The organism is Verrucosispora sp. ts21, assembly GCF_002879555.1.
Classification (GTDB): Bacteria; Actinomycetota; Actinomycetes; order Mycobacteriales; family Micromonosporaceae; genus Micromonospora; species Micromonospora gifhornensis.
In genome coordinates, this window is record NZ_PNOZ01000002.1 from 63,261 (window position 1) to 85,294 (window position 22,034).

The 22,034-nt window shown below is 71.2% G+C and carries 21 protein-coding genes and 1 pseudogene; 7 read left to right on the forward strand and 15 right to left on the reverse strand.

The window, feature by feature from the left end; all coding sequences use genetic code 11:
• Positions 1-16 precede the first annotated feature (16 nt).
• From C1A38_RS01000 to C1A38_RS01020, 5 genes are all read right to left on the reverse strand, one after another.
• On the reverse strand, positions 17-679 hold the full coding sequence (locus C1A38_RS01000) for an Abi family protein (protein WP_102656018.1): 663 nt from the start codon (positions 677-679) through the stop codon (positions 17-19).
• A gap of 113 nt (positions 680-792) precedes the next feature.
• Positions 793-1,197: a hypothetical protein gene (locus C1A38_RS01005; protein ID WP_043725901.1), complete on the reverse strand. Its 405-nt coding sequence runs from the start codon at positions 1,195-1,197 to the stop codon at positions 793-795.
• A gap of 100 nt (positions 1,198-1,297) precedes the next feature.
• Complete coding sequence (locus C1A38_RS01010) at positions 1,298-2,959, reverse strand: fumarate hydratase (RefSeq protein WP_102655940.1); 1,662 nt, start codon at positions 2,957-2,959, stop codon at positions 1,298-1,300.
• 169 nt (positions 2,960-3,128) lie between these two features.
• A complete protein-coding gene (locus C1A38_RS01015; RefSeq protein ID WP_102656019.1) occupies positions 3,129-4,583 on the reverse strand; it encodes an outer membrane protein assembly factor BamB family protein in 1,455 nt (484 codons plus the stop codon).
• A gap of 103 nt (positions 4,584-4,686) precedes the next feature.
• Positions 4,687-5,985 (reverse strand): MFS transporter, encoded by a 1,299-nt coding sequence (locus C1A38_RS01020; protein ID WP_502696908.1) that lies wholly within the window; start codon positions 5,983-5,985, stop codon positions 4,687-4,689.
• A 65-nt stretch (positions 5,986-6,050) separates the two neighbouring features.
• Here C1A38_RS01020 and C1A38_RS01025 point away from each other — a divergent pair, with 65 nt between their 5' ends.
• The gene (locus C1A38_RS01025) at positions 6,051-7,037 is read left to right on the forward strand and encodes an ArsR/SmtB family transcription factor (protein ID WP_102655942.1); all 987 of its coding nucleotides are present in this window, start codon (positions 6,051-6,053) and stop codon (positions 7,035-7,037) included.
• A gap of 37 nt (positions 7,038-7,074) precedes the next feature.
• Here the strand turns inward: C1A38_RS01025 and C1A38_RS01030 are convergent, their stop codons facing one another.
• The gene (locus C1A38_RS01030) at positions 7,075-7,581 is read right to left on the reverse strand and encodes an Lrp/AsnC family transcriptional regulator (protein ID WP_102655943.1); all 507 of its coding nucleotides are present in this window, start codon (positions 7,579-7,581) and stop codon (positions 7,075-7,077) included.
• Between the two features lie 138 nt (positions 7,582-7,719).
• Here C1A38_RS01030 and hppD point away from each other — a divergent pair, with 138 nt between their 5' ends.
• Genes hppD through hisC form a run of 4 tightly spaced genes read left to right on the forward strand, consistent with a single transcriptional unit; the run spans position 7,720 to position 11,780 of the window.
• Positions 7,720-8,925 (forward strand): 4-hydroxyphenylpyruvate dioxygenase, encoded by a 1,206-nt coding sequence (gene hppD / locus C1A38_RS01035; RefSeq protein WP_102655944.1) that lies wholly within the window; start codon positions 7,720-7,722, stop codon positions 8,923-8,925.
• A gap of 11 nt (positions 8,926-8,936) precedes the next feature.
• Positions 8,937-9,722 (forward strand): RDD family protein, encoded by a 786-nt coding sequence (locus tag C1A38_RS01040; RefSeq protein ID WP_233196551.1) that lies wholly within the window; start codon positions 8,937-8,939, stop codon positions 9,720-9,722.
• Positions 9,723-9,744: 22 nt separating this feature from the next.
• Complete coding sequence (locus tag C1A38_RS01045) at positions 9,745-10,683, forward strand: RDD family protein (protein ID WP_102655946.1); 939 nt, start codon at positions 9,745-9,747, stop codon at positions 10,681-10,683.
• Positions 10,680-11,780, forward strand: coding sequence for a histidinol-phosphate transaminase (gene hisC / locus C1A38_RS01050; protein ID WP_102655947.1), 1,101 nt, complete (start codon positions 10,680-10,682; stop codon positions 11,778-11,780). The genes C1A38_RS01045 and hisC overlap by 4 nt, the downstream gene beginning before the upstream one ends.
• 113 nt (positions 11,781-11,893) lie before the next feature.
• Here hisC and C1A38_RS01055 read toward each other — a convergent pair whose 3' ends face one another.
• The 4 genes from C1A38_RS01055 to C1A38_RS01070 form a co-directional block, all read right to left on the reverse strand.
• Positions 11,894-13,138, reverse strand: a complete 1,245-nt coding sequence (locus tag C1A38_RS01055; RefSeq protein ID WP_102655948.1) for an outer membrane protein assembly factor BamB family protein — start codon at positions 13,136-13,138, stop codon at positions 11,894-11,896.
• 151 nt (positions 13,139-13,289) lie between these two features.
• Positions 13,290-13,499: a DUF397 domain-containing protein gene (locus C1A38_RS01060; RefSeq protein ID WP_102656020.1), complete on the reverse strand. Its 210-nt coding sequence runs from the start codon at positions 13,497-13,499 to the stop codon at positions 13,290-13,292.
• Between the two features lie 174 nt (positions 13,500-13,673).
• Entirely contained in the window at positions 13,674-14,870 is a 1,197-nt protein-coding gene (gene fahA / locus C1A38_RS01065) for a fumarylacetoacetase (RefSeq protein WP_102656021.1), read from the reverse strand.
• 8 nt (positions 14,871-14,878) lie between these two features.
• On the reverse strand, positions 14,879-15,745 hold the full coding sequence (locus tag C1A38_RS01070) for a hypothetical protein (RefSeq protein WP_102655949.1): 867 nt from the start codon (positions 15,743-15,745) through the stop codon (positions 14,879-14,881).
• A gap of 84 nt (positions 15,746-15,829) precedes the next feature.
• On the opposite strand from C1A38_RS01070, the gene C1A38_RS01075 reads away from it, so the two are divergent.
• A complete protein-coding gene (locus C1A38_RS01075; protein ID WP_102655950.1) occupies positions 15,830-16,993 on the forward strand; it encodes a homogentisate 1,2-dioxygenase in 1,164 nt (387 codons plus the stop codon).
• Positions 16,994-17,851: 858 nt separating this feature from the next.
• Here C1A38_RS01075 and C1A38_RS32125 read toward each other — a convergent pair.
• From C1A38_RS32125 to C1A38_RS01095, 4 genes and pseudogenes are all read right to left on the reverse strand, one after another.
• Positions 17,852-18,499 (reverse strand): annotated as a pseudogene (locus C1A38_RS32125) (tetratricopeptide repeat protein); the annotation flags it as partial.
• Between the two features lie 9 nt (positions 18,500-18,508).
• Positions 18,509-18,991, reverse strand: coding sequence for a 2-C-methyl-D-erythritol 2,4-cyclodiphosphate synthase (gene ispF / locus C1A38_RS01085; RefSeq protein WP_102655952.1), 483 nt, complete (start codon positions 18,989-18,991; stop codon positions 18,509-18,511).
• Positions 18,988-19,704: a 2-C-methyl-D-erythritol 4-phosphate cytidylyltransferase gene (ispD, locus tag C1A38_RS01090; RefSeq protein WP_102655953.1), complete on the reverse strand. Its 717-nt coding sequence runs from the start codon at positions 19,702-19,704 to the stop codon at positions 18,988-18,990. The genes ispF and ispD overlap by 4 nt, the downstream gene beginning before the upstream one ends.
• Before the next feature lie 56 nt (positions 19,705-19,760).
• Positions 19,761-20,246 carry a CarD family transcriptional regulator gene (locus tag C1A38_RS01095; protein ID WP_007073334.1) on the reverse strand — a complete coding sequence of 162 codons (486 nt, stop codon included), beginning with the start codon at positions 20,244-20,246 and terminating at the stop codon, positions 19,761-19,763.
• A 481-nt stretch (positions 20,247-20,727) separates the two neighbouring features.
• On the opposite strand from C1A38_RS01095, the gene C1A38_RS01100 reads away from it, so the two are divergent.
• Positions 20,728-21,408, forward strand: a complete 681-nt coding sequence (locus tag C1A38_RS01100; protein ID WP_102655954.1) for a hypothetical protein — start codon at positions 20,728-20,730, stop codon at positions 21,406-21,408.
• 11 nt (positions 21,409-21,419) lie between these two features.
• Here the strand turns inward: C1A38_RS01100 and C1A38_RS01105 are convergent, their stop codons facing one another.
• Entirely contained in the window at positions 21,420-22,004 is a 585-nt protein-coding gene (locus C1A38_RS01105) for a hypothetical protein (protein ID WP_102655955.1), read from the reverse strand.
• Positions 22,005-22,034 lie beyond the last annotated feature (30 nt).

The following is a 22,034-nucleotide window of genomic DNA, read 5'->3' on the forward strand; positions in this document are numbered from 1 at the left end:
CTGCCGGGACCAAGAGCTAATCGCAGGGCGGCTCGGCAGAAAACGGGCGCTGGGCGAGGAAGTTGGGCACCCGGCTCCGCTGCCGCATCCAATTGGCAAATCCGGGGACGGTCCACCCCACCACCTCAAGCACGGTGTCGTGGTCAGCCGCCAGGTGCCGCCGGTAGATCGGTTCGTGGTGGGCGATCCGGTTCCGGAGCAGTCGAAGAGTGTTCAAGCGGGGGTGCAGCCTCGCTCTGGTTCCGCTGTATCCAGGGAAGGCTTGGCGGAGACCCGGCCGCCAGAGCGACATCTCGTAGTTGCAGTCGCCACCGGCGCTCAGCAGTGCGACCCAGAAGCCAAACGGCAAGGCTGCCACCACATGGCCCAGGCTGCCGCTGGCGCCTCTGCGCCCCATCTCGGCACATGCCTTGGCGATCATGTCGTTGGCAGGAGGGGTGAAGTCGAACCGCGGCGCCAACCACCAGTCCTCCCGCCCGCCCAGCACCCTGAGTTGTTCATGGAGCGCGTTACGCAGCACCACTTCGAAGTGCCCCAGCACCTCGAAGAACGCAGCGGACACAGCCGTGTTCCACTCGTAGAGTTGGATTCCTTCGGCGAGCCCGCCTCCTGCCGCCTTGACGTACGGCTCAAGCCGACCTGCCGAGAGAGCCCTCTCCAGCGCCACGATGTCGGCCATCACAGTCGCCCTTCTTGTCGTTCTGGGGTAAAGTTCATGCGTACGCCCCGGATGTTGCCTCTGCTTGCAAGCAACCCGGGGCATTGCCTTGTCAGAAACAGCAGGACGGCCGCTCAGACCGACCGGTGCCGGAGGCTCTGCAACGGGGCGCCGGTCGCGGCGACGAAGAAAAAGCTCCAGCCGTTGCGGTGCGGGCTTACGGCCGGGTTGTAGTGCTGGACGATTTCCCGCGCAGCCTGGCTGGGAGTCCGAAAGGAACGGCCGGCCAGCGGACCCGATGTGATCTCGATTCGTCCTGGCCCGGGCACGAACATCCCATAGGTGCGGTGGCCTGCATAGTCCGCGTAGACCCGCACCGAAGCCGGCTCATCGCCATCTGGCGTAGCCGGCTCCGGCGCTGCAGCCGCTTGGGCTTGCTCCACAAGGCGAGCCACCAACTGCCCCTTCGTCATGCCGGTGATGCCCGCCGCGAAGGTCAGGTACCTATCAGTCGCGTCGTCAACTTCGATCTGCGGCATGTGCACACCCCCCTGCTCACACAGGAGAGTACGCCATCAGAATCTTCAGAGCAACAGCCGTCCCCTCAAAATCAAGGGGAACTCAGAATCCTCAGTTTTCTTAGCGGCGGCCGATCGTAAGCACCGGCTTGGTGACCTCGGCGAAGAAGTCGTTGCCCTTGTCGTCGACGACGATGAAGGCCGGGAAGTCCTCCACCTCGATCTTCCAGACCGCCTCCATGCCCAGCTCCGCGTACTCCAGGACCTCGACGTGCTTGATGCAGTCCTGGGCGAGCCGGGCCGCCGGGCCGCCGATCGAGCCGAGGTAGAAGCCGCCGTGCTGCTCGCAGGAGCGGGTCACCTGAGCGGAGCGGTTGCCCTTGGCGAGCATCACCATCGAGCCGCCAGCAGCCTGGAACTTCTCGACGTACGCGTCCATCCGGCCGGCGGTGGTCGGGCCGAAGGAGCCGGAGGCGTAGCCCTCCGGGGTCTTCGCCGGGCCGGCGTAGTAGACGGCGTGATCGCGCAGGTACTGCGGCATCGGCTCGCCCGCGTCCAACCGCTCGGCGATCTTGGCGTGCGCGATGTCCCGGGCGACCACCAGCGGGCCGGTCAGGGACAGTCGGGTCTTGACCGGGTACTTCGACAGCTCGGCGCGGATCTCGTCCATCGGCCGGTTCAGGTCGACGCGTACCACCTCGGTGGTGTCCAGCTGCGTGTCGGTGACCTCGGGCAGGTAGCGGGCCGGGTCGGTTTCGAGGCGCTCCAGCCACACCCCCGACGGGGTGATCTTGGCAACCGCCTGCCGGTCGGCCGAGCAGGAGACCGCGATCGCCACCGGGCAGGACGCGCCGTGTCGGGGCAGCCGCACCACCCGTACGTCGTGGCAGAAGTACCGTCCACCGAACTGCGCGCCGATGCCGAAGTTGCGGGTCAGCTCCAGCACCTCCGCCTCCAGCTCCAGGTCACGAAAGCCGTGCGCGGTCATCGAGCCGGAGGTCGGCAGCGCGTCGAGGTACTTGGCGGAGGCGTACTTGGCGGTCTTCAGTGCGTACTCGGCGCTGGTGCCGCCGATCACCACGGCCAGGTGGTACGGCGGGCAGGCCGAGGTACCGATCAGCCGCAGCTTCTCCTCCAGGAACTGCATCATCCGCGTCGGGTTCAGCAGTGCCTTGGTCTCCTGGTAGAGGTACGACTTGTTGGCCGAGCCGCCCCCCTTGGCCATGAACAGGAACTTGTACGCGTCGGGGTGCCCGTCCGGGTCCTCGGCGTACAACTCCACCTGGGCGGGCAGGTTGCTGCCGGTGTTGCGCTCCTCCCACATGGTCAGCGGGGCGAGCTGGGAGTAGCGCAGGTTCAGTCGGGTGTACGCCTGCCAGACGCCGCGGGAGATCGCCTCGGCGTCGCTGCCGTCGGTGAGCACGTGCCGGCCACGCTTGCCCATCACGATCGCGGTGCCGGTGTCCTGGCACATCGGCAGCACTCCGCCGGCGGCGATGTTGGCGTTGCGCAGCAGGTCCAGCGCGACGAACCGGTCGTTCGGCGAGGCCGCCGGGTCGTCGATGATCGACCGCAGCTGGGCCAGGTGCGCCGGCCGCAGGAAGTGGGCGATGTCATGCATCGCCTCGGCGGTCAACGCGGTCAACGCGGCCGGGTCGACGGTGAGGAATCGGCGACCACCCGGGCCGTTCACCACGTCGACGCCCTCGTCGGTGACCAGGCGGTACTCCGTCTGGTCCGGCCCGGTCGGCAACAGCGGGGCGTACGAGAATTCCGTGCTCATGCCGCCACTCCACTGCGCTCCGTGCCGCCGTGGGGCACCACCGCACTACACCCGTGATTCGCTCGCTGACGCTCGCCCATGACGGCAAAGCCTAGGGCAGAAGGTTCGATCACTCCTACCCACCGGGTGGGGTGGTGCCGCTCACCCTCGTCCGGCCCGGCGGACGGCGTCACTTGCCGGAATCAGGGTCGCTGCACAGCTCGTTCTTCGGCCCGCAGCTGCCCTGCGGCCCCGGCGCGCCGGGACTGCCCGCCGGCCCCGGCACACTCCCGTCGCCGTTGCGACCCGGATCACCATTACGGGCCGGGTCGCCGCTCGCCGCACCGAAGCGGATGTACCCGATCTCACGGCCCTCACCGATCACCATGCCGGCCGGGCCGACCGCCAGCGCGTTGGCGGAGGTGCGCAGCGCGACCAGTTCCCGGCCGGTACGCGGGTCCAGGGCCACCAGCCGGTTCGGCTTCTCGTCGGCGACGACGGCCGCGTACGGGGTCAGTGCCGCACCCGCCTTCTCGCCGCTCGGCCGGTTCCACCGCACCTGACCTGAGCTGAGTTCCCGGCCGGAGATCCCGTCCCGGCCGGCGGTGCGCACCACCGCGTACCGGTCGTCCACGGCGAGCACCCGTTCGGAGTTCTCGGTGGCCAGCAGCAGCCGCCCGTCGTACCCGTCGAGGATCGCCTCCCGCCCGTCCGGGGCGACTCCGACCAGCACGTTGCGGGCGCCGTACGGGTCCTCCCGCTGCACGCACCCGGCGCTGTCGGCGGTACGCAGGTTGAGCCCGGAACGCTGCCAGGTCTCCTGCCCGGTGGCCGCGTCCCGGCCGGAGATGGTGAAGTAGCAGTTGCCGTCCTGGGAGCGGGCGACGATGCGCAGCAGCCGGCCCCCGATCACCGCGAGCCGCTCGTCACGTTCCGGTTCCACGTTCTGCAACACCCGACCGGTGGCGGTGTCCACCACGTGCACCCGCCCGTCGACCGGGAAGCCGAGCAGCGCCGGTACGGTCTCCGGGCCCGCCACCTCACCGTGGATCCGGGGGCTGGACAGCCGACGACTGTCGAGCAGATTCGGGTTGTCGGCGAGCAGGCCGCTGCTGACCCCGGGTAGGAAGGCGGTCCACAGCGGGGTGACCCCGCGCGGTTCCCAGGCGCTCAGGGTGCAGTCGGTCGCCGCCAGGCAACGCGCGTCGAGCAGCAGGTTGCGGTAGGTCCACACGGCCACCGCGTCGTTGTCGCGCCGACGGGTCACGCCGGTGGTCGGGTCGAGAACCTCGTACCCTTTGACCAGCAGGCGACCGACGGCGACCACGGCTTCGGCACCGCCGCCGGCCACCGCGCTCCAGTCGGCCTTGCGCTCCCAGAGCTGGCTGCCGGTGGCCAGGCTGCGGGCCTCGACCCGGGTGCGTTGTTCGACCACCACCGTCTCCCCGGCGATGGTGACGCTGCGCGGGGTGCCACCGATGCGCTGCTGCCAGACGAGGTCCGGCTCGGAGATGGGCGACCGCCTGTTCACCCAGTCCCACATACCAGGAAACGGATTCCAGACTCCGGTGGCGGCCAGCGCGACGACCGTGGTCAGGCCAAGCAGCAGCCAGCCACGCACGCCGAGGCCGCTGCCCTTCGCCACCGGAACACGGTAGCCACCCGCACCTCCCACTGCGCGCACCCCACCGCGTGTCGTGAAAGGAAGGGCACCTTATTAACGCCTCCGGTAGTAGAAGGGCCCCTTGTTAACGCGGGTGAGCGGCAGGCTTCAGCACCGGCCACAGTGTCAGCGTCGCGGCGATCGACGCGGCACCGGCCACCGCCATCACCACGCCCGGGGCGAGCCACTCGCTCAGCCCGCCCGCGCTCGCCGCCGCCAGCCCCTGCATCGCCATCATCCCCGTGTTGACCAGCCCGAACGCCTGCCCCCGGCGCAACTCGGGCACCGCGTCGAGGAAGCGCCGGGCCAGCCCGAGCTGGTAGGCGAAGCCCGCGGTGGCCACCGCGAAGAGCGCCGCCGCCGGCAGCAGCCCCGGACCGGCCAGGAACGCCAGCATCGGTACGCCGAGCAGCAGCGCGAGCCAGGGCGTCCACCGCTCCCGGCGCGCCGGCGCCACGAACCGACCCACCACCAGGTCACCGACCAGCATCCCGCCCGCACCGGCCATCAGCAGTACGCCGGCACTGGCGCCCGGCCCCAACTGCGCCGCGTACGGCACCGCCACGCCTTCGGCACCGACGAGCAGCGAGCCGGGCAGCCACTGGGCGAGCAGCAGTCCCCGGATCCGGCGATCGGCGAGCAGCTGCCGGTTGACCCGCAGCGTCTCCCGAACGGCACCACCCCTGCCGCGCCCCACGGCTGTGCCCCCGGCACCGCTGGCCGGGCCCACGGCACCAGTGCTCACGGCATCGGTGGCAGGGTCGGTGCGGATCCGGGCGGGACGGCGGGTCAGCCCGACGCGTACCAGCAGCGCGGACAGGCCGCAGGTCAGCGCGGTCAGCCAGAGCGCGCCGTAGGGCCCGACCAGCCCGAGCAGCAGACCACCGACGGCGAAGCCGGCCACCTGGGTGCCCCCGGCGGCCACCGAGAGCAGCGACCGTCCCAACACGTACGCGTCGCCGTGCAGCACCTCGGGCAGCAGCGCGGTCCGCGCGGCACTGCTGACCGGGCCGAACAGCGCCACAACGGCGACCAGGCCGAGCATCAGCGGCGGCGACAGCACGCCGGTGGCGAGCACCACGACCACCGCCAGCCGCAACAGGTCGTACCCGACGATCAGCGCGCGGGCCGGCATCCGGTCCGCCAGAGCCAGCAGGAACACACCGCCGAGCGCGTGCGGCAGGAACCCGGTCACGTACGCCAGCGCGGCCAGCAAGCCGGAGCCGGTGCGCTCGTAGACCAGGACGGAGAGGGCGAGCATCTTCACCGTCTCGCCGATCATGAAGATGCCGAAGCTGCCGAAGATCACCCGGAACTCGGCGACGGCGAAGACGTCGCCGAAGGTCGCCGGCCGCTCGGCGGTGGGCGTACGCGTGTCGGTCACGGTGATCAGCCTGGTCGAAGGCCCCGGTCCGCTCTATCCTTTCGCTGTCAAGCGAAAGGTACGGGATGCGGATCGAGGTCACCCCGGCCGACGTGGCCGCCAGTCGGTACGCCGTCTCTCCGCTGGGTGAGACGGTGTCCGCGTTGCGGCTGCACGCCGGTCAACGGGCCTCCGACGGGCTGGGGCCGTGGGTGGCCCGGACCCGGCCCGCGTACGAGCGGCTGCGCCGGGAGGTGCCGGCGGTCGGGGCGCTACTGGCGCTGCTGCGTCGCGGCGGCTACAACGCCGACTTCATCCAGCCGCCGCCGGACGGCACGGCCCGGGACTTCCACGGCGAACTGGCCGTGGTCCGGGCGACCCCGTTGGCGCAGGCCCGCGACGAGCTGGCCCGCAACCTCGCCGGACCCCGGGCCACCCCACCGGCGTACGCCCGCCGGATCTACGCTGCGCCGAACGTGGTCGACCTGATCGCGGACGCCATCGAGGCGGCCTGGCAGGCGCTTGTCGAGCCGGACTGGCCGCGTCTGCGCGCGATCCTGGAGCGCGACCTGGTCCGTCGGGCGGGTCGCCTGCTCGCCTACGGCTGGGGTGCGGCCGTCGCCGACCTGGATCCCCGGCTGCGCTGGATCCCCGGTGACGTCGGCGTCATCGAGATCGACAGCAACGACCCCGACACCCACTCGCTGGCCGGTCGGGGCCTGCTCTTCGTGCCCACCGTCTTCGGCACCCTGATCGCGTACGTAGAGCAGCCCTGGCCGTACGCGATCGTCTACCGGGCCTCCGGGGTGGCCGAGTTGCTCGGGCCGCCCGACCCGGCCCGCCCCGACGACGCCCTGGATCGGCTGGTCGGCCGCTCGCGGGCGGCGGTGCTGCGGGCGCTCGCCCTGCCCGCCACCACCAGCCAACTCGTCGCTCAACTCGGGCTCAGCCTCGGCGGTGTCGGCGACCACCTCACGGTCCTGCGGGAGGCCGGGCTGGTCAGCCGGATCCGCACCGGCCGAGCCGTGAGCTACCGGCGCACCCCGCTCGGTGACGCGCTGGTCGCCGACTGATCCGTGTTAAAAGGGGACCCCTGCTCTACCGGAGACGTTAAGAAGGTGCCCTTCCTTCGCCCCGGACGGCGGAGCGGACGAGCGGCAGGACGCGGTACGGGATCTGTTCGGCGAGGGCGATGATGGTGGAGGCGCGGCGGATGCCCTCGTACGCGACGATCTGGTCGATCACCCGTTGCAGGTCGGCGTTGGAGCGGGCCACGATCCGGCAGAGCAGGTCGCTGGAGCCGGTGATGGTGTGCGCCTCCAGCACCTCGGGAATCCCGGCCAGATGGCTGGCCACCGGGACGTGCCCGTGCCGTTGACTGATCTCCAGGGTGACGAAGCTGGTCACCGTGAACCCGATCGCGGCGGGCGACACCTCCGGCCCGAATCCGCCGATCACCTTCCGGTCGACAAGCTTGTCGAGCCGCGCCTGGACGGTGCCGCGAGCCACCCCCAGGCGACGGGAGCACTCCAGTACACCGATCCGCGGTTCCGCGGCGAGCAGTTCGATCAGGCTGACATCCAGCGCGTCGAGCTGTACATCCTGTCCAGGGTTCACGACTGATCACCCTACTTGTTGTGCAACCTGACCAGCGATTGAGCCGACAGTTGCTCAGTGAGCGGGGTCACGGTGATAGTCCGGGGAACGAGCACAGAGTCGGCCGAGCAGGCCGGCCGGTACGCAAGGGAGGCCACCATGACCCAGGCGATCGACCGACCCCAGTCGACCGACGACGTCGACGTCGATGCCCTCGTCGGCGCCGTCGACCACGACATCGCCCGTGACCCGTTCCCGGTCAAGGGCCTCGACCACGTGCACTTCCTGGTCGGCAACGCCAAGCAGGCCGCGCACTACTATTCCACCGCCTTCGGCATGACCTGCGTGGCGTACCGGGGTCCGGAGCAGGGCCACCGCGACCACGCCCAGTACGTGCTGACCAGCGGCTCGGCCCGGTTCGTGCTCACCGGCGCGGTACGCCCCGACGCCGACGGCGCCGAGCACGTGGCCAAGCACAGCGACGGTGTCAGCGACATCGCGCTGGAGGTGCCGGACGTGGACGCCGCGTACGCGCACGCCACCGCGCAGGGCGCGACCGGCCTGCTGGAGCCGCACGACGTCAGCGACGAGCACGGCACCGTCCGGATGGCCGCCATCGCCGCGTACGGCGACACCCGGCACACCCTGATCGACCGGTCCCGCTACACCGGGCCGTTCCTGCCCGGCTTCGTCGCCCGTGGCCCGATCGTGGACCGGCAGCCGATGATCGACGCCGGCATCCAGCCGAAGCGCTTCTTCCAGGCCGTCGACCACGTGGTCGGCAACGTGGAACTCGGCCGGATGGACGAGTGGGTCGAGTTCTACAAGCGGGTCATGGGCTTCACCAACATGGCCGAGTTCGTCGGTGACGACATCGCCACCGACTACTCGGCGCTGATGAGCAAGGTGGTCGCGAACGGCACCCGCAAGGTGAAGTTCCCGCTCAACGAGCCGGCGATCGCCCGCAAGAAGTCGCAGATCGACGAGTACCTGGAGTTCTACCAGGGCCCGGGCGCGCAGCACATCGCCGTGGCCACCAACGACATCCTGGCCAGCGTCGACGCGATGCGGGCGGCGGGCGTCGACTTCCTGGACACCCCGGACTCGTACTACGACGACCCGGAGCTGCGGGCCCGCATCGGCGAGGTACGCGTACCGATCGAGGAGCTGAAGGCCCGCAAGATCCTGGTGGACCGGGACGAGGACGGCTACCTGCTCCAGATCTTCACCAAGCCGGTGCAGGACCGCCCGACCGTCTTCTTCGAGCTCATCGAGCGGCACGGCTCCCTCGGCTTCGGCAAGGGCAACTTCAAGGCCCTCTTCGAGGCGATCGAGCGCGAGCAGGAGAAGCGCGGCAACCTGTAACACTGTCGAGCGTGACCCAGCCCTCACCCCACCCCACGTCGCCGGCCGGCGGCGGCTCACCGATCGGTGGGCCGCCGCCCGTCGCCGGTGACGCCCTGCCGCCCACCGGCCCCCCGCCCCAGTACGCCCCACCCCCCGCGGGTTGGGCCGGCTCACCACCCCCACCTGGCGTCCCCGGTGGCCCGCCGCCCGGCTGGCATCCGGGTCAGCCGCCACCGGGCTGGCCGCCTGGTCAGCCGCCACCGAAGTGGGCGGGCGGACCGCCACCGCCGGTGCTGGGGCCGGGTGGGCAGCCGCTGGCCAGCTTCGGTGACCGGCTGCTGGCGTACCTGATCGACGTCGCGATGTCTTCCGCCGCCCTGCTGCTGTTGTTCATGCCGTTCTTCCTGACATTCGCTTTCCGGATCCTCTCCGTGACTCCGGAGACCAACCCGGACGGCAGCCTGGCGGACCCCAGCGACCTCATCACGGAGATCATGCTGCCGATGCTGCTCCTCCAGGGCGCGCTGTTCGTGGTGATGTTCGGGTTCTACTGGCTGTATCACGTCGAGTACATGAAGCGGACCGGGCAGACCTTCGGCAAGAGGGTGATGAAACTGCGGGTGGTTCCGCTCGACCCGACCCAGACCCTTGATCGGCGGATGGCCGGGAAGCGGTACCTCGTGCAGTTCGTGGGCGGGTCGCTGGTGCCGGGCGGAAGCTACGTCGACGGCCTCTGGCAGCTGTGGGACAAGCCCTGGCAGCAGTGCCTCCACGACAAGTTCGCCGGGACCGTCGTCGTTAAGGTGGCCAGGTGACCGAGCACAGCAAGGCCGCGCCGTGAGCGTGGCACCCGGCTGGTACGTCGACCCCGCCGACCCGCAAACCCGCAGATACTGGGACGGCGAGGGCTGGATCGGCGCGCCCATCCCGGTCGACGCCACCCCACCCGAAGGCCCGCCCCCGCCCGAGCCCGAACCGACACCGGAACCCGAGCCGGTGACATCGGCCACCCCGCCCGGCACACCAACCGCCCCGCCCGGCACACAGATCACCCCGCCGGGCACACCGGTCGGGGGCCCACCCCCGGGGCATCCCCCGCCCGCCGGCTGGCAGCAGTGGCCGCCGGCCGGCGATCCGCGGCACGGGCCACCGCCCGGCTGGCCGTACCCGACCTGGCCCGGACGGCCACCGGAGCCCCGGCCGCACGGTATGCCGCTGGCCGGCTTCGGCGCTCGGCTCGGTGCCAGACTCATCGACTTCGGCATCGTGTTCCTGCTCAACGTGCTGGTCAACGGCTGGTTCGTCGCGCGCCTGCTGGACGAGGTCTCGGTGCCGCTCAACGAGTTCGGCCGCCGCCTGCAGAACCCGGAACGCAACACCGAACCGCTGCCGCAGGCCGGCGACCAGACCGGGTCGTTGATCGTGGTGATTCTGCTGATCGCCACGATGCTCTGGCTGGCGTACGAGGTGCCGTCGATGGCGGCCAGCGGGCAGAGCTTCGGCAAGCGGCTGATGGGCATCCGGGCGGTACCGGTCGAGGCCGACGCCCCGCTCGGGTTCGGCCGCGCGCTGCGTCGATGGAACACCCTCGGTCTGCCCACCCTGCTCTGGTACTGCTGCGGCCTCGGTCTGCTGCTCCAGTTGATCGACGCACTCTCCCCGCTCTTCGACCACCCGCTGCGACAGGCGCTGCACGACAAGCGGGCGCAGACCGTGGTGGTCAAGGTTCCCCGTACCCCCGCCGACGGCGCCAACCCACCCGGAGATGCCCCATGACCGACACCGGACGCCAGCCGACAGTGCGGCTGACCCGTGCCGACCTCGACGCGCTGCCCAACTACGTGCCCGGCCGCAGCCCGGCCGACCTGGCTCGCGAACTGGGTCTGCCGGAGGCCATCAAGCTGGCCAGCAACGAGGTGCCGTACGGCCCGCTGCCCGGTGTGGTGGAGGCGGTCGCCGAGGCCACCGCCGGGGTGCACCGCTACCCGGACATGGGCGTGGTGGCGCTGCGCCAGGCGCTCGCCGACCGGTACGGGGTGGACGCCGACCGGATCGCCACCGGCTGCGGCTCGGTCGCGCTGGCCGAGCACCTGGTACGCGCCACCTGCCTGCCCGGTGACGAGCTGGTCTACGCGTGGCGGTCGTTCGAGGCGTACCCGATCATCGCGGCGACCAGCGGCGCGACGAGCGTGAAGGTGCCCAACGACGCCGGGCACGGGCACGACCTGGCGGCGATGGCCGCGGCGGTGACCGACCGGACGCGGATGATCCTGGTCTGCAACCCCAACAACCCGACCGGCACCGCCATCCGCCGCGCCGAACTGGACCGTTTCCTGGACGACGTGCCGGACGACGTGCTTGTGGTGATCGACGAGGCGTACCGGGAGTTCGTCACCGACCCGGAGGTGCCCGACGGCCTGACCTACGCCGACCGGCCCAACGTGGCGGTGCTGCGCACCCTGTCCAAGGCCTGGGGTCTGGCCGGTCTACGGATCGGGTTCCTGGTCGCGCAGCCGCAGGTGGCGGCAGCGGTACGCAAGGTCGTCACGCCGTTCTCCAGCAGCATGGCGGCGCAGGCCGGGGCGCTGGCCGCGCTGGCCCAGGCCGACGAGATGCAGCGGCGGTGCGCGCTGGTGATCGCCGAGCGGGAGCGGGTCACCGAGGCGCTGAGCAAGTTGATCCCGGACGTGCCCGCCAGCCAGGCGAACTTCGTCTGGCTGCCGCTGGGCGACAGGGCGCTGGAGTTCGGCAAGGCGTGTGAGGCTCGGGGCGTGATCGTCCGGCCGTTCCCGGGTGACGGGGTCCGGGTCACCATCGGCACCCCGGCCGAGAACGACGCCTTCCTGGCCGCCGCCGAGGCCGCGCTGGGCTGAGCCCGGCTCCCCACGCAGTACCGGGCCGGTCCGCCATCCCCCAGCGGACCGGCCCGCAACCTACAACCAGCAGCATATGTCTTCTTTGTCCGCTTTGCGGATATTCGGGCTGATCAGGTTGCGGCGACGATCAACGGTTCTGCGGTGAAGTAGTAAGCGTGGTCGTCCCCATCGAGGTCGACTGGACGCCGCAGCCGTTCGACCGCGACGTATCCGTCAGCGGCGTACACCGACCCGGGCACCCACCCGGTGCCGTCGGAGCCCACGTTCAGGACGAACCGGGACAGCTCACGGCCGCTTGCCGCGTCCACCGTGACCAGCTCGTTCTCCACTGTCAACACATGCGCCCGGCCCGACTGAACGGCGATCAACCGGCCCGGCCCGACCGACGCCCGCCAGCGCTCGGTGCCGTTACGCACCGCGCGGCCGACGAGCAGCCCGTCCGTCAGGGTCACGGCCGTCCCGTCGAGCAGTTCGGCGTCCGCTGCGTCGAGCACCCGAGCCGCAACCGGCTTACCGGAGCCGATCAACCAACCCCGGGCCGACATGTCGTCCGGACCGGCGGTACGCAACGCCGCGCAGCCCGTCGGAGCGCAGCCGATCAGGGTCGCCGTCAGCTCGTCACCGGCATCCGGAGGACGCCACCGGTCGCCCACCTTCCCGGTCGTCGCGTCCCGGAACTCGATTACCGTCGGACCGTCGCAGCGGTCCAGGGTGAGCAGCTGACCGTCGGCGCTGCCGCCGACCGGCTCCCGGCAACCACGCCCCACCTCGGCCTGCCACAGCTGCGCGCCGCCAGCCAGGTCCACGGCGCGCACCTCGCCCGCACCGGAGGTCACCACCGCATGCCGGCCGTCGGCCGTCCGGACCACGGAGACGCCACGAGGCTGCCAGACGATCGCCGACCCGGTCCGTCGGGTGACCCGTTCCCGGTCCGGCTCAGGGCCGTCCGCACGCCAGGCGACCTGCCCGGTACGCGCGTCGAGGGCCACCAGCATGCCGTCGGACCACCGGCTCACCACAGTCGTACCGCTCGCCACCACCGCGTCCACGGTCGCCGGCCACCGACGGTACGACCAGTACGGCGTGCTCCGGTGCCGGCCGTCGGCCGGTTGGTCGGCGTAGACCTGGCGCTGTGCCGCGTACACCCGCAGCCTGCCGTCCACGATCAACGGGGCGACCGGCAGCCGGCCCACCACCCCGGGTGCCGGCTGGCTGCGCGCGGGATAGTCGCCTCGGGCGGTGGTGCTGACCTCGGCCGGCGCCAGGACGCGGTACGCGACGAGCGCCAGTGCCGCCGCGACCCCGGTCGCCGCCACCGCTGCCACGATCCGCCGCTGCCCCGTCGTCCACCCCATGCCGCACCTCCCCGCCCGGCACCCTACCCACCAGTCGGAACGGCCCGGAGGCTGCGGTCAGGCTGCGCTGCGGCGGAGGTCAGCGGCCGACGCGGCGAGATCATGATCCGGGGCTCCGGGGCAGATCGTCCGCCCCGGAGACCCTGGGCGGTCAGCGGGCGAAGTCGCCGTCGCGGATCGCACCGACGAACGCGCTCCAGCCCCGAGGGCTGACCGTCAGCACCGGCCCGGCCTGGTCCTTGGAGTCACGTATACCCACCACGCCGTGGCGGCGGGCCAGGTTGTCGGCCACCTCCACGCAGAGACCCTGGTCATTGGAGCGGCTGCTGGTACGCCAGACCGCGCCCACGAGATCGTGCATCGTCGTCATCTCCCTCGGGTTCGACATGCCGCCCGCCGCGACCGGGCCGACCGGAACGGGGGGCACCGGTCAGCCCGGCGCGGTGTGGCGACGGAATTCCGAGACGATCAACGAAGACGGTGACGGCCCTTGATCGCACAGCCGGTGCGACAGCGCGGGCCTGTCGGATAGGGGTCAGCGGGCTGGCGCGATCATCCCCGTAACCTCGGCCAATGTGATGGTGGAGCCGTCCGGTCCGGGTGCGGTGGCCGTGATGGTGACGGTGTCGCCGTCGAGCAGGAACGTGCGTTCCGCCCCGCCCACGGTCACCGGCTCGGCGCCGCCCCAGGTGAGTTCCAGGAAGGAGCCGACCTGGTCACGCCGGTCACCGGAGACGGTGCCGGAGGCGTAGAGGTCACCGGTACGCAGTGAGGCGCCGTTGACGGTCAGGTGGGCCAACTGCTGGGCCGGCGTCCAGTACATCCCGGCGAACGGCGGCTCGCTTACCGTCTCGCCGTTCCACTGCACGGTCAACCGCAGGTCCAGCCCGACGTGCGGCTCGTCGCGCAGGTATTCCAGGACCGACGGATCCTGCTCCGGCGCGGCCACGTACGCGCTCCGCAGCGCGTCCAGCGGGGTCACCCAGGCGGCGATCGAGGTGGCGAACGACTTGCCCAGGAACGGGCCCAGCGGCTGGTACTCCCACGCCTGGATGTCCCGGGCCGACCAGTCGTTGACCAGCACCACACCGAAGACGTGCTCGTCGAAGTCGGCGGCGGCCACCCGGGCGCCGAGCGGACTGGGTACGCCGACCACGAACCCGACCTCGGCCTCGATGTCGAGGCGTACCGACGGGCCGAAGACCGGCCCGTCCTTGCTCGGCCGCTGGCCCTGCGGGCGTACCACCGGGGTGCCGGAGACCACCACGGTGCCGGCCCGCCCGTGGTAGCCGATCGGCAGGTGCTTCCAGTTGGGCAGCAGCGCCGGCTGGCCGGGTCGGAAGATCTGGCCGACGTTCGAGGCGTGCTGCTCCGAGGAGTAGAAGTCCACGTAGTCGGCGACCTCGATGGGCAGTTCCATCCGTACCTGCTCCAGCGGCACCAGCAGCGGCTCCACGGCTGCCCGGTGGGCCGGGTCGGTGAGCAGTTCGGTGATCCGCTGCCGCACCGCGGTCCACTGCGGACGACCCAGCGCCAGGAACGTGTTGAGCGTCGGCCGGCGCAGCGCCCCGCCGGCCAGCACCAGACCGGCGTCCTCCGCGGCGGCCAGGTCCAGGACCACGTCGGCGATGCGTACGCCGATGCGCGGTTCCCCGTCGCCGACCCGGAACACCCCGTACGGCAGGTGCTGGATGCCGAAACCGGACCCTTCCGCGCCCGCCACCCAGCTCACTCGCTCGCTCATGCCTGATTTCTCCCGTTCACCAGCCCCAGCCGGATCAGATCGGTAAGTGGTTCCACGATGCTGCACGAGCCGAAGCCCATCCACAGCGGACGCGCCAGGTCGTGCCGGCCCTCGATCTGCTGCACCAGGGGTCGCTCGTCGCGGACGGTGAGCAGCTCGGTCACCGTCCCCACCGCAGCGCCCTCGGCGGCGGCCAGCGTCGCGGCCAGCACGTTGGCGAAGCCGTGATGGGTGATGCCGGTTTCCGGGTCGAGGTGGCGCACCGCGTGGTGCAACCCGGCGGTCAGCTTGAACGGCAGCTGCCGGTCCCGGCAGGCGCAGATGACCGCGGCCAGCTCGGCGGGCGTGGGGAACAGCTCGGCGGCCAACCCACCGGTACGGAACTTGGCGGCGACCGACAGCCCACGGGAGCGCGCCTCGGCAAGCGTGTCCAGGGCGGCGCTCAGGCCGAACGTCAACGGGATCTCCGCGAAGACGGCGACCTCGCCCAGCCGCTCGGTGAGGTTGATCAGCTCGGTCAGGCCGGGCTGCGGGTCCTCACCCCGCTTGGCGACCGGGGCCTCCAGCTGCCGGACGGCCACTCCGAGCGGCGGCAGGAACGACAGCGCGAAGGGCAGCCGGTCGAGGCCGGTGTCGCCGATCAGCCCGATCACGAAGCCCTCGGCCGGGTCGACCAGCCCGCTCAGTTCGCCCGCCGCGACCTTGGAGGCGGGCAGCAGCAGCGGGCCGACGAGGTCGGCGTACCAGTCGGCGCGGTGTCGCCGGTGGGCGGCGACGGCGTCGGGCAGCGACGCGCTGCCCGGCGGGAAGACGGCGGCATCGTCGACCAGGCCGGCGACGAGTGCGGGCAGCTGCGTTGACACGAGACAAGAATGTACGGGACGCTACAAGGAGCGGACAACAGCGTCCGATAATCGGACGCATCGAGCTGGTGACCGGGAGGCGACATGCCGTACTACCGCAGCGTCGGCGAACTGCCGCGCAAGCGCCACACCCAGTTCCGGCAGCCCGACGGCAGCCTCTACACCGAGGAGTTGATGGGCCAGGAGGGCTTCTCCTCCGACTCGTCCCTGCTCTACCACCGGTACGCCCCGACCGCGATCGTCGCCGCCGAGGAGTTCACCCCGCCGGCCGTGACCCGGATGCCCAACCTGCCGCTCAAGCCCCGGCACCTGCGCACCCACAAACTCGACGGCACCGGGGCCGACCCGATCCTGGGTCGGCGTTACCTGCTCGCCAACGACGACGTACGCATCGCCTACGTGCTCGCCGACCGGCCGTCCCCGCTGTTCCGCGACGCCACCGGCGACCACTGCCTGTACGTCGAGGCGGGCACCCTGCGGGTCGAGTCGACCTTCGGCGTACTGGACGCGGTGGCCGGCGACTACGTGATCATTCCGACCTCGACGGTGCACCGGTTGGTGCCCACCGGGGACACGCCGACCCGGCTGCTGGCCGTCGAGGCGACCGGCCACATCGGCCCACCCAAGCGCTACCTCTCGGTGCGCGGCCAGTTCCTGGAACACTCGCCGTACTGCGAGCGGGACGTCCGGGGACCGGACGCGCCGCTGCTGGTCGACGGCACCGACGTCGAGGTGCTGGTACGCCACCGGCGCGGTTGGACCCGCCACGTCTACGCCAACCACCCGTTCGACGTGGTCGGCTGGGACGGTCACATGTACCCGTGGGCCTTCTCCATCCACGACTTCGAGCCGATCACCGGCCGGATCCACCAGCCGCCACCGGTGCACCAGACCTTCCAGGGCCCGAACTTCGTGATCTGCTCGTTCGTCCCCCGCAAGGTCGACTACCACCCGGACGCCATCCCGGTGCCGTACCACCACCACAATGTCGACTCCGACGAGATGCTCTTCTACACCGGCGGCAACTACGAGGCGCGGCGCGGTTCCGGCATCGAGCAGGGTTCCATCTCGCTGCACCCGTCCGGCTTCACCCACGGCCCCCAGCCCGGTGCCGCGGAACGCTCGATCGGTGTCGACTTCTTCGACGAGTTGGCCGTCATGGTCGACACCTTCCGCCCGCTCGACCTGTGCGACGCGGCAGCCGACTGCGAGGACGACGCCTACGCCTGGACCTGGTCCCGCCGCTGACGAAGGAAGGGCCCCTTGTTAACGCCTCGCGAGGTGAAGGGGCCCCTTCTTAACGCGCCAGGATCGCAGGCGTTGGAGCTGCGCACGTCGCACCAACGCCAGGCCCGTTGCCCTGCCGTACGGCGAGGGCGGGGCTCAGGCCACCGGGCGCGAGACGATCGTCAACTGGGCGACGGTGGCGATGCCGATGGAGAGCACCAGCGGCCAGGGCGTGCCGACCAGGGCGTAGAGCAGGATCAGCGCGGGCGCGGCGGCTGCCGCGTACACGGCCAGGACCAGCGGACGGTCGGTTCGCCGCAGTACGGGCAGCACGGTCCGGGTCAGGCCGGGCAGTCGGGACGCGTGCCGCCAGAGCACGATGCCCCCGCCGGCGGCCGCCAGCACCGCCATGAACCGGGAGAACCCGGAACCGGTGGTCGCCGAACAGGCGATCACGATGGCGGCCACCATCGACCAGCCGGCCCCCCAGAGCACGAACTGCCGCAGCGCCGCCGGCACCGGACGACGCGCGACGAACGGACCGGTGCCGGCCCGACCCGCATCCACCGGCTCGCCGCGCCGGCCCGGCTCAGGGAACTCGGCCGCACCGTGGCCCGGCTGCTCCCCACCCGCGCTGGGAACAGGCCCCGGGCGGCGCTCGCCAGCAGGCGTGTCCCACCCCGCCGGCGGTCCGCTCGGCCAGGTACCCCCGTCAGCCGGCCCGGTCCTACCCTCAGCCGGCCCGCCCGGCCCGGTCCTACCCTCGGTCGGCCAGCCGGGCTGCTGGTTGGTGCCCGGACCGCTGGGCGGGTACGGGCCCTGCCGGGGCAGATCGTCGGGAGCCTGTTCCGGACGGTTCACCTCGGTCCGGCGGGGATCGGTAGGCGGCAGCGTCGGCACGGCGGCCTCGGCGAGTTGCTCCAGAGTGGCGCTCCAGCGTCGCTGTTCCAACCGCAGCACGCCGACGTCCTCACTGACCTCGGCCAGTCGCGGGTCCAGTCGCAACGCCTCCCGGTAGGCCCGCTCGGCGAGATCGAACATCCGCATGTTCGCCGCCACCAGGCCGAGCACCAGGTGCCCCTGGGGTTCCTCGGGTGCCAACTCCACCGCGTGCCAGGCGGCGTTCAGGGCCGGCTGGCCGTTGCGGGAACCAGCCAGGATCGCCGCCGCGCTGCGTTGGGCGTACGCGTCCTGCGGGCCCAGGGCCAGGATCTCGTCGGCGGTACCCGCGGCCTCGCCGTACCGTTCCAGGTCGCCGAGAGCCAGGCCACGCAGGACGAGCGGGGGAACCTGCCCCGGTGCGGCGGCAACGGCGGATTCGGCGGCGGCCAACGCCTCGACGGGCCGGTCGGCGGCCAGCTGCACCCGGGCGAGCATGACGAGCGTTTCCACGTGGGCGGGGTCGAGGGCGAGCGCGAAACCGAGTTCACCGACCGCTTCGTCGTAGCGGCCCAGCTCGGCGAGGAGGGTGGCGCGCTGCAGGTAGCCGTCGGCGGCGGGCGGGTCGGCGGGTACGTCGGCGGACATCGCGCGAGCCTAGGCGCTCGGCTGGGCGTACACCAAGGCCACCGCGATCCCGGCGAGTCCCTCTCCGCGCCCGGTGAAACCCAGCCCGTCGGTGGTCGCGGCGGACAACGTGACCGGGGCGCCGACCGCCTCCGACAGCACCTGCTCGGCCTCCTCCCGGCGTGGACCGATCTTGGGTCGTACCCCCACGACCTGCACGGACACGTTGCCGATGGCGAAGCCTGCGGCGCGGACCCGGCGCGCGGTCTCGACCAGCAGGCGTACCCCACTCGCCCCGGCCCACTCCGGCTGCCCCACCCCGAAGTTGGCGCCGAGGTCACCCAGCCCGGCGGCGGAGAGCAGCGCGTTGCAGGCCGCGTGCGCGGCCACGTCGGCGTCGGAGTGCCCGGCCAACCCGTCCTGGTCCGACCAGTGCAGGCCGGCCACCCAGCAGGGTCGGCCGGCCTCGAAGGCGTGCACGTCCGTGCCGATGGCCACCCGAGGAACGATCATGAATCGAGGGTACGCGTGCGGAGATCGGTCGCCAGCAGGTGCTCAGCCAACGCGAGATCGAAGGGGCGGGTGATCTTCAGGGCGTGATCCGAGCCGGGAACACAGAACACCGGTACGCCCTGTTTCTCCACCAGCCCGGCGTCGTCGGTCAACGCGTCACCGGCGGCGGCGTGCGCGGCGGCCAGTACCGACCGGCGGAACCCCTGCGGGGTCTGCACCGCCCGCAGCGCTCGGCGGTCGACGGTGCCGAGCACCAGCTCATCCGCGTCGACTTCCTTGATCGTGTCGACCACCGGGAGTACCGGGATGACCGCGTCGTGGCCCGAGCGCACCGCGGCTGCCACCGACTCCACCAGGGCGGGCGGGGTCAGGGCGCGGGCCGCGTCGTGCACCAGGACGATGTCGGGCCCGACGGGCACGGCGGCAAGGGCGGCGGCCACGGACTCCTGCCGTTCGGCCCCACCGGGTACCACGGTGACCGGTGCGATCGGGGCGAGCAGGTCACGTACGGCCGCGACCTCGGCGATCGGGGCAGCCACCACGATGGTGTGCACCGACGCGGCGGCAGCCAGCCGACGGACCGCGTGCACCAGCAGCGGCTCCCCGGCCAACAGCCGCAGCGCCTTGGGTCGGCCGGGGCCGAGGCGTACGCCGGCACCGGCCGCAGGCACGAGGACCGCGACGTCACCGCGCGGATTCAGCTGCGCGGTCACGTCGCGGTCCTCGATGGTTTCTTCGCTACGAAGTGGGTACGACGATGCTGTGCGGACTAGGCCTCGGTCAGCACCTTGTCGAGCAACGTCTCCGCCTCGTCCTTGGTGCTCTTTTCGGCCAACGCGACCTCGCCGACGAGAATGTCCCGGGCCTTGGCGAGCATGCGCTTCTCACCTGCGGAAAGGCCCCGCTCCCGCTCCCGGCGCCACAGGTCGCGGACGACCTCGGCCACCTTCAGCGGATTGCCGGAGGCCAACTTCTCCAGATTCGCCTTGTAACGTCGCGACCAGTTGGTCGGCTCCTCGGTGTGCGGAGCCCGGAGAACGTCGAAGACCTTGCCCAGGCCCTCTTCGCCCACCACCTCGCGCACACCCACGATCTCGGCGTTCTCGGCAGGCACCCGGACCGTCAGGTCACCCTGCGCGACCCTCAGGACGAGGTACTGCTTGGGCTCGCCCTTGATGACCCGAGTCTCGATTGCCTCGATGAGTGCGGCCCCGTGGTGGGGGTAAACAACGGTCTCGCCGACACTGAAAACCATAGGTTCGAAACCCCTTTCGCTGTGTCTAGGGTAACACGCTCAGGCACCGATGTCTCACCGCTGTCCTGACCGTTGGCGCAGCTCAGGGGCCCTGTGAGAGGTCTTTCTTCGGCTTGACATATGACCGATCCGATGATTCGAGCACGCTCTGTAATCCGAAGATGACCCATCGGGCATGGCCGACGAAAAGGCCGTGATCCTCGGCGTGCCCGTCAATGATCAACCCACCAATGATCAATACGTCTGCAGACCAATACCTCTACGTCAGCGATTTCCGCCCACGCCAGAGATCAAGTACCTCATTGCTCAGACACCCGATGATCAGGCACTCAAAGATCAAGTAACCAGAGATCAAAGGCTACGCACCCACCCCATGATATCTCGCCGTACCCAAGTGTGGGCAGCGGTAGCGGGACCGCGCGCAGTACGGGACGCTGGAGAGGCCACTGTCCGCGTACCCAGGAAGCACCAGGGGGTCGTGATGGGCAAGGCTGACGCCGACGGTCCCGGGCTGCCCGACCTGCCTCCCGAGTGGGGTCGGGTGGTCGTGCCGGACGACGCCTCCGCGCTGGCCGCAGAGGCCGAACAGGTCCGCCGTGAGCTGCGTACGCAGATGATGGGCCCACCCCGCCGGTGGCGTCCCCCGACTGCGCCCGTGCTGGTGCTGCTCGTCGCGGTCATCGCCACCGTCGCCGGCCTGGTCACCGTCACCTGGCCCCGCGCCGGCAGGGGAACTCCCGAACCGGCCACGGCGGGGCCCGAACCCACACCCACCCAGTTCAACGGGCGGGCGTTACCGGCACTGGACCTCGTCGACGCCGAACAGTCGCCGGTGCCGCTGCGCGGGCTGCTGCCGGCGGTGGTGCTGCTGGTGGACGGGTGCGCCTGCCCGCATCGGGTCACCGAGGCGGCCGCGGTGGCACCCGTCGGCGTCAACGTCGTCACCGTCGGGGCGCAACGCCCTCGAACAGCTCCTGCGGGCAGCAATGCACGCGCCCTCGGCGATCCGGCCGGCGGGCTGCGCGCCTTCCTGCACCTGCCGGCCCGCCCGGACGCGGTGACCGCCCTGCTCGCCGACCGCACCGGTCGAATCGTGCTGGTGGTCCCCGCAGTCGGTTCGGTCGCCGACTACCAGGGGGAACTGGCCGTCCTGGCCGGCTGAAGCCCGCCTGCTCAGGACGGGTCGACCAGGCGGGCCACCAGTTGCAGCGGCGCCGCACCGGCGGTGGAGAACAGCACTGTCACGTTCGCGCCGGTGCCGACCATCTCCGTCGTGATCACTGTGCCGTCGCAGGCCGCCGTCAGCGGATCGCCGGCTCTGGCGCCCACGACGGTGACCAGCAGCTCGCCGGGACCGGTGCAACTGAAGACCAGCACATTCCGCTCGTCGCGATCGAGCCGGGACTCCCGGGCCAGCGCCGTGCCCGCGTTCAGCGAGGCCCGCTCGGTCCACACCGCCGCGTGTCGGGCGGTACCCCGTCCCGCGCCACGGCCGGCGTCGCTCTCGGCAACGGACCCGATCACCTGCCCGGTGTGCGGATCGACAAGCACCGTGCCGGTGGTGGACTCGATCACGATCGACGAGGATGTGCCCGGCTCCTGTCGGAACCTGCTCCGATCCGCCTGCCAGACGGCATCCTCCGACGCGACCTCGAGGCGCTCCCCCGCCGGCGGCGACGCCGGGGCTTCCGCCCGCCACCACCAGCCGCCCAGGGCCAACGCGGCGACGCCGATCCCGACCAGCAAGGCCGCACGCAAGCGGGAAATGGCATCGACGTCCACCCCTGA

What these genes read in the sequence shown, in the direction of transcription:
- C1A38_RS01000 (WP_102656018.1), bottom strand. Translation starts at nt 679, where the DNA reads ATGGCCGACATCGTGGCGCTGGAGAGGGCTCTCTCGGCAGGTCGGCTT.
- C1A38_RS01005 (WP_043725901.1), bottom strand. Translation starts at nt 1,197, where the DNA reads ATGCCGCAGATCGAAGTTGACGACGCGACTGATAGGTACCTGACCTTC.
- C1A38_RS01010 (WP_102655940.1), bottom strand. Translation starts at nt 2,959, where the DNA reads ATGAGCACGGAATTCTCGTACGCCCCGCTGTTGCCGACCGGGCCGGAC.
- C1A38_RS01025 (WP_102655942.1), top strand. Translation starts at nt 6,051, where the DNA reads ATGCGGATCGAGGTCACCCCGGCCGACGTGGCCGCCAGTCGGTACGCC.
- hppD (WP_102655944.1), top strand. Translation starts at nt 7,720, where the DNA reads ATGACCCAGGCGATCGACCGACCCCAGTCGACCGACGACGTCGACGTC.
- hisC (WP_102655947.1), top strand. Translation starts at nt 10,680, where the DNA reads ATGACCGACACCGGACGCCAGCCGACAGTGCGGCTGACCCGTGCCGAC.
- C1A38_RS01055 (WP_102655948.1), bottom strand. Translation starts at nt 13,138, where the DNA reads ATGGGGTGGACGACGGGGCAGCGGCGGATCGTGGCAGCGGTGGCGGCG.
- C1A38_RS01060 (WP_102656020.1), bottom strand. Translation starts at nt 13,499, where the DNA reads ATGCACGATCTCGTGGGCGCGGTCTGGCGTACCAGCAGCCGCTCCAAT.
- C1A38_RS01075 (WP_102655950.1), top strand. Translation starts at nt 15,830, where the DNA reads ATGCCGTACTACCGCAGCGTCGGCGAACTGCCGCGCAAGCGCCACACC.
- ispF (WP_102655952.1), bottom strand. Translation starts at nt 18,991, where the DNA reads ATGATCGTTCCTCGGGTGGCCATCGGCACGGACGTGCACGCCTTCGAG.
- C1A38_RS01095 (WP_007073334.1), bottom strand. Translation starts at nt 20,246, where the DNA reads ATGGTTTTCAGTGTCGGCGAGACCGTTGTTTACCCCCACCACGGGGCC.
- C1A38_RS01100 (WP_102655954.1), top strand. Translation starts at nt 20,728, where the DNA reads ATGGGCAAGGCTGACGCCGACGGTCCCGGGCTGCCCGACCTGCCTCCC.